Source organism: Kutzneria sp. 744, from assembly GCF_000568255.1.
In the GTDB taxonomy this organism is placed as follows: domain Bacteria; phylum Actinomycetota; class Actinomycetes; order Mycobacteriales; family Pseudonocardiaceae; genus Kutzneria.
This window is the reverse complement of the sequence record NZ_KK037166.1, coordinates 311,898-320,211: the sequence shown is the minus strand read 5'-3', so window position 1 is coordinate 320,211 and position 8,314 is coordinate 311,898. Positions and strand designations below refer to the sequence as shown.

The window sequence follows — 8,314 nt, the reverse complement described above, 5'->3', positions numbered from 1 at the left end:
CCGGTGAGCGGGGCGAGTTGCTGTGCATGATCCACCTGACTCCCGTGGAGCCGGCGCGCATCCAGGAGTTCGTCGTGAGAGCCGTTCCCGCGGGCAGCCCGCGAACCGCCCGTTCCTTCGACATCTCGCTCCAGCGCCGGTACGGCGACGCCTACCTCACCCCGGCGGCGAACGTCCAGGTCCGCTTTCCGAGCTCTGATCCCGAATAGCGGGAGTCACGGGGCCTCGGGGATGCGGAGGGCGGCGGTCAGGGCGGAGCGGGACGTGACCCGGAACTTGCGGAAGATGCGGGTCAGGTGGCCTTCGACGGTCTTGACGGAGATGAAGAGCTCGGCGGCGACGGCGCGGTTGGTGCGGCCGCGGGCGACGAGGTGGGCGATGCGGTGCTCCTGGTCGGAGAGGGTGGAGGGACCGGGGCGGGGGCGGTTGCCGCCGATGCGGCGCTGGGCGTTGACGGCGAGGTGGGCGAGGTGGACGGCGCCGGAGGCGTCGGCGAGGCGTTTGGCCTGACCGATGGCGAGGGCGGCGTCGGAGAGACGGTGGGCGTCGGCGAGGCGGTGGCCGAGCGACAGCCGGGCGCGGGCCTCGGCGGGGACGAGGCGGGCGGCGGCGAAGAGGTCGGCGGCGCGGAGATGGTGCTCGGCGGTGGCATCAGGGTCGTCGGTGTGCCCGGCGGCCAAGGCGAGCTCGGCGTAAGCGCGCTGGCCGGATAGGGCCACGGCGTCGGCCGACTCGACGGCGCGGGCGGCCCAGTCGCGAGCGGCTGCGAGGTTGCCCAGGGCGGCCTCGGCTTGGGCGGCGGCGCAGCACCACATGGCCCGCAAGGGAAACACAGCTACAGGACGGCCGGGTTCGGTGATCACGCGGATGAGCTCCAGGCAGTCATCGGGAAGCCCCTGATCCAGCCGCAGCACGGCCAGCGTGCCGGCCGACGCCTCCCAAAGCCGTCCGCGTCGGTCGAAGGCACGCAAGGCCTGCTCGACGGCGCCGGCCGCGGCGGCGGGGCGGCCTCCGGGCGGCTGCGGCGGCCTGAAGGGTCGACGCGAAGGCGGCGAGCTTCGGCAGGGTCAGCCGGTGCGCCGCCTGCTGTGCGGCGGCGGCCGAGGCCGCCCCGCCGGCGAGGTCGCCGGTGGCCTGCTGCGAATACGACCGGCACAGCAACAGATACGGCAGCAGATGAGCCTGCCCGGTCCGCCGGGCGACGGCGACGCCACGGCCGGCGTGGCGCAGGGCGTCGTGGTGGCGTTCGGAGAGGGCCTCGGCCCAGCCGAACTGGGCGACCTCGTCCAGGCCAGCGGCCAACTCGTCGTCGGTCAGGGAATCGAAGTGCGCCGGGAAGGTTTCCCGACGGCCTCGGTATGCGGCGGCCAAGGCGCGGCACGCGGTGGGGACTCCGTCGGAGAGCAGAGAGTCGTCGTACTTGCCTTGTGCCGTAAGCATAATGGCGAGCTGCGCACGGAGCGGATCAGCGCGGGGATCGCTCCGCGACCAGCTGGCCAGTTCGCGTTCCAGGTCGAGACTGCACGACTCCGCGGCCAGGACCCGTCGGGCCGCGGCCCCGAGGGCCACCGCGGGCACGCGCAGCTCGGGGCGGTCGGGCGGCACCAGGTCCAGGGCCTGTCTCAGGCTGTCGAGACAGCCGCCGAGGTCGCCAGTCATAGCGACGGCTTCGGCCAGCCCCAGCAGCATGTCGAAGCTGGGCGAGGCGGACAGGCGCAGCCCGGCGCGCAGCCAGGTGGCGGCGTCTCCGGGGGACAGGTGACGGGACCGCCGAGCCGCCGCCACCAGGACCGCGACAGCCTCGGCGTCGCCGACCCGGGCGGACCGCGCGACGTGCGGGGCGCGGGCTACTGCGTCGGCCCCGCTGTCGCGCAGGGCGAGGTCGGCGCGGCGATGGGCGGCCAGCGCCCAACCGGGCGGCGTGTCCCGGACCACGGCTTCGCGCAGGCCCGGATGCCGCGATCGCAGCAGCCTCGAATCGGCTGCTCGGACGAGGTCTGCCGCAGCCAGTCCGTCCAGGGCGTCCAACGCCCGCTGGTCGGGTAGGTCGGCCACAGCGGCGAGCAGCAGCGGATCGAACGGATCGCCCAGCACGGAAGCGGCACGCAGCACCGCGAGCTCGTCGCCGGACAGCGTGGCGGTCTCCCGGATCAGCGCGGCCCTGGCGAACTCCGACAAGCCGGTGCTCGTGGCCAATTCGCCGAGTAGGCGCAGGTAGAACGGATTGCCCTCCCCGTCCCCGAGCGGGAGCCGAACGACCCGGTAGTGCGGCGCGGGGTGCAGGAGCGACGCCAGAAGCCGCGCCGGGGACTGCCGGGGCCGGTGGCCGCAGGCCAGGATCAGCGGCGTCCCAGGCGGTCGCCGCAGGAGCTCGTGCAGCAGCGTCAACGTGTGGTCGCCGGCCGAGTGCAGGTCGTCCAGGCACAGCAGCACCCCGGTGCCACGGTCGGCCTCGGCGACCAGCTCCGCGACCGACCCCAGTCCGTTTTCGAAGGCCGGCGACGGGTCCGTGACGACGGCCAATCCCTTGGCCTGCGCCAGTTTCGAGAGTTCGGCGAGCAGCGTGGACTTGCCGAGGCCGGGGTCGCCGGTGATGTCGACGACGATCGACGCCCCGGCGGCGCAGGCGGTGACCGCCGAGCGGAGCGCTGACATCTCGTGGTCGCGGCCGGCCGGCTGCGGGTTTTGTGCCCTCATGTGCCTCCTATCTGACGAGCTGCGGCGATCTTGACCCAAGCGCGGCCCGAGCGGGGTCCGTTGAACTACGCAAGACCCTTACGCAAGTCCCGGCGCCCGCCCCGGGAACAAGGGTCGCGCCCCGATGTTGGCGCCGCCGTCCGCTGCGAGATTTGCCCTCGAACGGCGGACCGGCGGACGGGGAAATGGCATGCATGACTTTCGCTTGCGGTGGGTGGTGGAGTCGGTCCTCGCCGACCAGGGCCTCGACGGATGGACGTTCAACGAGGACCAGGTCTGGTGCCGGGTGACGCCGCCCGGCGGCGGGGCCGTGCAGCGGGTGCAGGGCTGGAAGCTGCACGTCTCCGCGACGCGCTTCTCCGCGCCGGAGGTGCTGCACCGGGTGGCCGGCGTGCTGGTGGACCGGGGCTGCGCGTTCAAGTTCGCCCGCAGCATCGTGACGGTCGAGGAGATGACCGGCGAACGCTACGACCGCGCCCAGTGCGGGAAGATCATCACCGTCTACCCGTCCGACGAGGACGAGTTCCGCGAGCTGGCCACGGCACTGGACGAGGCGACCGAGGGGCTGCCCGGGCCGGTGGTCCTGTCCGACCGGCCGCTGCGGCCCGGCAGCCTGGTGCACTACCGGTTCGGCGCCTTCCGGGGCGTCCCGGTGCTCACCGACGACGGCGTGTTCGAGATCCGGGTCGCCGATCCCGACGGCACGCCGGTGGAGGACCACCGCAAGCCGTGGTTCTGCCCGCCGGCCTGGGCCGAGCCGCCGTACCCCGGCCCGCCGCCGTCGTCTGCGGCCGGCAAGGCCGACCCGAAGCCGGTGCTGCTCGGTGGTCGTTTCGAGGTGCGCCATGCGATCCGCCACTCGGCCCGCGGCGGCGTGTACCGGGCGCTGGACCACGAGACCGGCGCGGAGGTGATCGTCAAGCAGGCCCGGGCCAACGTGGGGGTGCGGCTGAACGGCGGGGACTGTCGGGACGGGCTGCGCAGCGAGTGGGCGGCCCTGGCCGCGCTGGCCGGGATCGCGCCGGAACAGGTCCACCTGTTCGACCAGGACGGCCACACGTTCCTCGTCGAGTCCCTGCTGCCCGGGCAGACGCTGGCGCACTGGCTCGACGGGCGGCTGGCCGAGCGCGGGCCGCTGAACGGGCTGGACCCGGCCGAGGCGTTGCTGATGGCGCGCGGGCTGACCGAGCTGCTGGCCGAAGTGCACGAGCGGGGAGTGGTGTTCCAGGACTTCACGCCGCTCAACATCATGGTGACGCCGGACGGCGAGCTGAAGGTGATCGACCCGGAGATGGTGCGCCTCCCCGGCGAGTGGTCGGTTCGCGGCCACACGGTCGGATTCGCCGCCCTGGAGGTCGTGGCCAACCCTGGCCAGGGCATCGTGCCGCCGCAGACGGCCGACCTGTACTCGTTGGGAACGGTGCTGTTCCTCCTCGTCGTGGGGACCGCGCCGGTGTTCGGGAAGGACAGCCCGGGGCCGCTGTCCGTGCACGACCGCATCGCTGCCATGATCACCGCGGCCGGGCGGCGAAACGCCGCGGCGCGGATGCTGACGCCGGCGGTGCTCGGCCTCACGGCGGACGATCCCGAGCAGCGCTGGTCGCTTGATCGCGTGCGGGATTTCCTTGCGACGTGCACGGTTCCGGCGGCGGTCGACGGGGCGGTGGACCGGCTGTCCGAAGCCGACCGGCGGCGCTTCACCGACGACGGCTTGGCCTACCTCCTGGCCACGATCGCCTCCGACGACGACACGCGGAGACTGTGGCCCAGCACCGACTTCGGCGACGCCACGGACCCGCTCAACGTCCAGCACGGCTCGGCCGGCATCCTCGGCGTGCTCGTCCTGGCCGATCGGTTGCTGCGACGGGACGAGCTGCGCGCCGCTGTCGCCCGGGTGGCGGACTGGACCGCCCGACGACGTGACGCGGTGCCGAAGCTGTTGCCCGGCCTGTACTTCGGCCGCTCCGGCACGGCGTGGGCGCTGCATGACGCGGCCCGTCACCTCGGTGACGAGGAGATGGCGCAGCAGGCGATCGACCTGGCCCTCGCGGTGCCGGTGGAATGGCCCAATCCGGACGTCTGCCACGGCGTTGCCGGATCCACGCTGACCCAGCTGCACATGTGGCGGGCGACAGGTCGCACCGAGTTCCTCGACCGTGCGGTCAGGGGCGGCGACGCGATGCTGGCGGCGGCCGAGCACCGTGACGGCCACGTGTACTGGCCCGTGCCGGCCGGACTCGATTCGTTGCTGTCGGGCATCACCCACCTGGGCTTCGCCCACGGCGTCGCCGGCGTCGGATATGCCCTGCTGACGCTCGCGCGGGACACGGGGGAGGAAAGGTATCTGACGACCGCGGTGGCCGCCGGGAAGACACTGGCCGCCGAGGCCGAGCTCGGCCCGTGGGGGGCGCACTGGCGCAGTGATCGTGAGGACGAGCGCGGCACGGGCATGCGCACCAGTTGGTGCAGCGGCGCTTCCGGCGTGGGGACTTTCCTGCTGCGGCTGTGGCAGGAGACCGGCGACGCCGAATACCTGAGCCTGACGGAGCAGGCCGCGATGGCGGTGCGTCAGGCCCGGTGGTCCTCGGCGACCGCGGCGTGCCACGGCCTCGCCGGGAACGGCGAGTTCCTGCTCGACCTGGCCGACGCCGTCGGCGGGCCTTATCGGGGCTGGGCCGAGGAGTTGGCGGCCTCGATGGTGCTGCGTCACGGCGTGCACGACGAACGCCTGGTGGTGCCGGACGAGTCGGCCTCGGGCACGGCGGCCGACTACAACACCGGCCTGGGCGGCGCTGTCGGCTTCCTGCTGAGGCTGGCGCACGGCGGGCCGAGGCCCTGGATGGTCGACGCGCCCGTGCGAAGTGCCGCTGTCGACCCCTGCCGCTCGATGCAGTTGGCCACGCCATGACCGACGACGACGTGACGTCGAGGATCAGCTTCCGCTTCTCCGCGACCGGCCGCCGGGCCGCTTGCCTGGCCACCGACGAGTCCGGCCGGCATCGCGCCGAGAGCTGGCGTTTCCAGGGCACGGGGCCGGTGCTGGACTTCTCGGTCGAGCTGCGCTGCGACCCCACCTACACGATGATCCTGCCCCTCGACGCAAACCGGGTGTTGGTCTCCCGGCACGGCGCCGCCGACACACAGACCCTGGAGCTGCTGCACCGGGACGGACGGTGCGTCGACGTCGGCAGCGTGCGGGGAACGCCGTTGCGCCTGCTGCCGGCCCCGGCGGAGTCCCAGTGCCTGGCGCTGGCCTGGTCGGGGGACGGGGAAGCTGACGAGACGACTGTGCACCGGGTCACCGCCGGCACGCCGTGGTCGCGGGAGCTGACCCGGCTGCCGGGACCGGTCCGGGACGCGATTGCTTGCGGCCCAAAGGTTCTGTTCACGGTGGGGGAGAAGCGTCTCTTGGTGGACGCACGGGACGGGTCGGTCGTCCCGACGCCATTTCTTGACGGTCCCACATATATGTTGGCCGCCAACGGAAATCACGTGCTGTTCGCCCGTCGGGACACGGACGGGCCGGCGCTGGTGCTGGCGGACCTGGTCAAGGGGACCATGAAGGAGCTTGACCCAGGGCAGCCGGTTGCGGGGGGTCGCATACCCGCTGGCGCTGGACTCCCCAGGGGACGTCGATCGCCGTCCTGGAGACGGTCGGCGCGCGCTCCCAGCTCAGCCGGTGGGACACCGTTTCCGATACGGTGCAACGGATCGCGGTGCCGGAGGGCGAGCTGTTGCCGCTCGCGGCGTGGACCGCCGCCGGGCTCTGGCTCCCGCACTCCGGTCCCCGAAGGCCGCGCACGATGGCCTGGGTGTCGCCGGGCTCACGGGAGCTCAAGGTCCCGGCCGAGCGGCCCGGGCCCTGGCGGCCGGGCCGGGTGGAGTCGTTCCCCGGGGCGGACGGGCCGATCGAGGCGGTGGTCTACGGGCCGGACTGGCGCAGTAGCCCCCGGGTCGTGGTGGCCCTGCACGGCGGACCCACCAGCCACTGGACGCTCGGCTTCAGCCCGCTGTTCCAGGCCCTCGCGGCGGCCGGCATCGCCGTCGTGGCCCCGAATCAGCGTGGCAGCACCGGATACGGGGCCGCGCACACCCTGTCCCTCGTCGGCGCGTGGGGCGTGCCCGATCTCGCCGACGTCTCCGTCATCGCGGCGCACATCCAGGATCGCCGGGCCGGGCTGGCGCGGCCCGGTGTGTTCGGCATCAGCTACGGCGGCTACCTCGCGCTGTTGGCCGCCGCAACCCGACCCGAACTGTGGTCCGACTGCGTGGCCGTCGCCCCGTTCCTGTCCGGACCTCGGCTCCACGCCGACGGTTTCGGCGGCGTGCGGAACATGGTGGAGCGCCTCGACGGGCTCACCGAGGCGACCGACGCCCTCGGACCGCGCGACGTGAGCCGGTTCGCGCACGACCTGCGGGCCCGGCTGCTGCTGATCCACGGGGCCCGCGACGAGTCCACGCCGGTGGCCCATTCCCGTTCCCTGATCAGGCAATTGGCCGAGTTCGGCCGGATCGAGGGCGCGGACTACCGGTACGTGGAGTCGCCCGACCGCGGCCACGCCGTCCTCGGCACCGCCGTCCAGGACCCGATCACCGACCTGGTGACCCGGTTCCTCGGCGAGCCGGCCGCAGTCGCTCAGGAGGGGAGGTGATCAGCATGGAGCTCGACCTGGACGCCCTGCAGGAGCTGCCCGCGCAGGAGCAGTTGGCCGGCCGGTGCGGCCTGACCTATGTGAGCTGCAACGGCTCCACCTGTTTCGGCACCGGAGACTGAGGGGAGGTGATCACCCATGGAGCTTGACCTGAACGCCTTGCAGGAGCTGTCAGCGGCGGAGGAACAGGCCGGTGCGTGCAAGTACACCTGCACCATATCCATGAACTGCCCGGCCACCTGTGAAACGAGCAACAACTAGGAGGCGATTGCCATGGAACTCGATCTGAACGCCTTGCAGGCGCTGCCGGCCGAGGAGCAGCAGGCCACCGTCTGCACCTCGACCTGCTACACCAGCTGCCTGCGGACCTGCTGCGCCGCCGACTAGGCGGGACCCGTTTTCCCAGTAGAGAAGGGACATCTCATGGAGTTCGACCTGGACGCGTTGCAGCAGCTGCCCGTCGACGAGGAGCAGGCGGGCTGGTGCAAGGGAACCTGCACCGGCACCTGCCCCGCGACCTGCCCGGTCACCGGGTTCTGACGAGCCGCCACGCCCGTGCGTGAGTCCTCGGAAGGGGGTGACCACTCATGGAGTTCGACCTGAACGTGTTGCAGGAGCTGCCCGCGCAGGAGGAGCAGGCCGGCTACTGCGGCCACAGCTGCTCCGGCACCTGCCCCGCGACCTGCACGGTCACCAGCAACTGATGAGCCACCACACCGTGCACGAGCCCTACGGAAGGAGGTGACCACTCATGGAGTTCGACCTGAACGCGTTGCAGGAGCTGCCCGCGCAGGAGGAGCAGGCCGGCTACTGCGGCCAGAGCTGCACCGGCACCTGCCCCGCGACCTGCCCGGCCACCGGCCTCTGGTGATCAGCCGAAAACCCTTCAGCCACAACGACAACAGGAGGAAACATGCTGGAACTCGACCTGGACGCCCTGCAGCAGCTGCCCGCCGACGAGGAAC

12 protein-coding genes are annotated in these 8,314 nt (G+C 72.3%); 10 read left to right on the top strand and 2 right to left on the bottom strand.

The genetic code is table 11. From position 1 onward, the window contains the following. Positions 1 to 209, top strand: a 209-nt coding sequence (locus tag KUTG_RS62980; protein ID WP_043714355.1) for a hypothetical protein, incomplete at its 5' end; no start/stop codon positions are given. A 6-nt stretch (positions 210 to 215) separates the two neighbouring features. Here the strand turns inward: KUTG_RS62980 and KUTG_RS01495 are convergent. Further along, positions 216 to 914: a helix-turn-helix transcriptional regulator gene (locus KUTG_RS01495; protein WP_232240592.1), complete on the bottom strand. Its 699-nt coding sequence runs from the start codon at positions 912 to 914 to the stop codon at positions 216 to 218. Then, the gene (locus tag KUTG_RS01490; RefSeq protein ID WP_043714351.1) at positions 883 to 2,697 is read right to left on the bottom strand and encodes an ATP-binding protein; all 1,815 of its coding nucleotides are present in this window, start codon (positions 2,695 to 2,697) and stop codon (positions 883 to 885) included. Before KUTG_RS01490 ends, KUTG_RS01495 begins: the two co-directional genes overlap by 32 nt. Positions 2,698 to 2,887: 190 nt before the next feature. On the opposite strand from KUTG_RS01490, the gene lanL reads away from it, so the two are divergent. The 9 genes from lanL to KUTG_RS65850 all read left to right on the top strand — a co-directional run. Continuing rightward, positions 2,888 to 5,605, top strand: coding sequence for a class IV lanthionine synthetase LanL (gene lanL / locus KUTG_RS01485; RefSeq protein ID WP_052393692.1), 2,718 nt, complete (start codon positions 2,888 to 2,890; stop codon positions 5,603 to 5,605). 793 nt (positions 5,606 to 6,398) lie between these two features. Then, on the top strand, positions 6,399 to 7,349 hold the full coding sequence (locus tag KUTG_RS01480) for an alpha/beta hydrolase family protein (RefSeq protein ID WP_052393691.1): 951 nt from the start codon (positions 6,399 to 6,401) through the stop codon (positions 7,347 to 7,349). Positions 7,350 to 7,354: 5 nt separating this feature from the next. Beyond that, positions 7,355 to 7,471, top strand: a complete 117-nt coding sequence (locus KUTG_RS60550) for an ALQxL family class IV lanthipeptide (RefSeq protein WP_232241405.1) — start codon at positions 7,355 to 7,357, stop codon at positions 7,469 to 7,471. Positions 7,472 to 7,487: 16 nt separating this feature from the next. Next, positions 7,488 to 7,610, top strand: coding sequence for an ALQxL family class IV lanthipeptide (locus KUTG_RS60545; RefSeq protein WP_198046957.1), 123 nt, complete (start codon positions 7,488 to 7,490; stop codon positions 7,608 to 7,610). 12 nt (positions 7,611 to 7,622) lie between these two features. Next, entirely contained in the window at positions 7,623 to 7,736 is a 114-nt protein-coding gene (locus tag KUTG_RS60540; protein ID WP_198046956.1) for an ALQxL family class IV lanthipeptide, read from the top strand. 36 nt (positions 7,737 to 7,772) lie between these two features. After that, positions 7,773 to 7,889 carry an ALQxL family class IV lanthipeptide gene (locus tag KUTG_RS60535; RefSeq protein ID WP_198046955.1) on the top strand — a complete coding sequence of 39 codons (117 nt, stop codon included), beginning with the start codon at positions 7,773 to 7,775 and terminating at the stop codon, positions 7,887 to 7,889. Between the two features lie 47 nt (positions 7,890 to 7,936). Next, complete coding sequence (locus KUTG_RS60530; RefSeq protein ID WP_198046954.1) at positions 7,937 to 8,053, top strand: ALQxL family class IV lanthipeptide; 117 nt, start codon at positions 7,937 to 7,939, stop codon at positions 8,051 to 8,053. A gap of 47 nt (positions 8,054 to 8,100) precedes the next feature. After that, positions 8,101 to 8,220 carry an ALQxL family class IV lanthipeptide gene (locus KUTG_RS60525; protein WP_198046953.1) on the top strand — a complete coding sequence of 40 codons (120 nt, stop codon included), beginning with the start codon at positions 8,101 to 8,103 and terminating at the stop codon, positions 8,218 to 8,220. Positions 8,221 to 8,262: 42 nt separating this feature from the next. After that, positions 8,263 to 8,314 (top strand): ALQxL family class IV lanthipeptide (locus tag KUTG_RS65850; protein ID WP_198047711.1); only part of this gene is annotated, 52 nt, incomplete at its 3' end.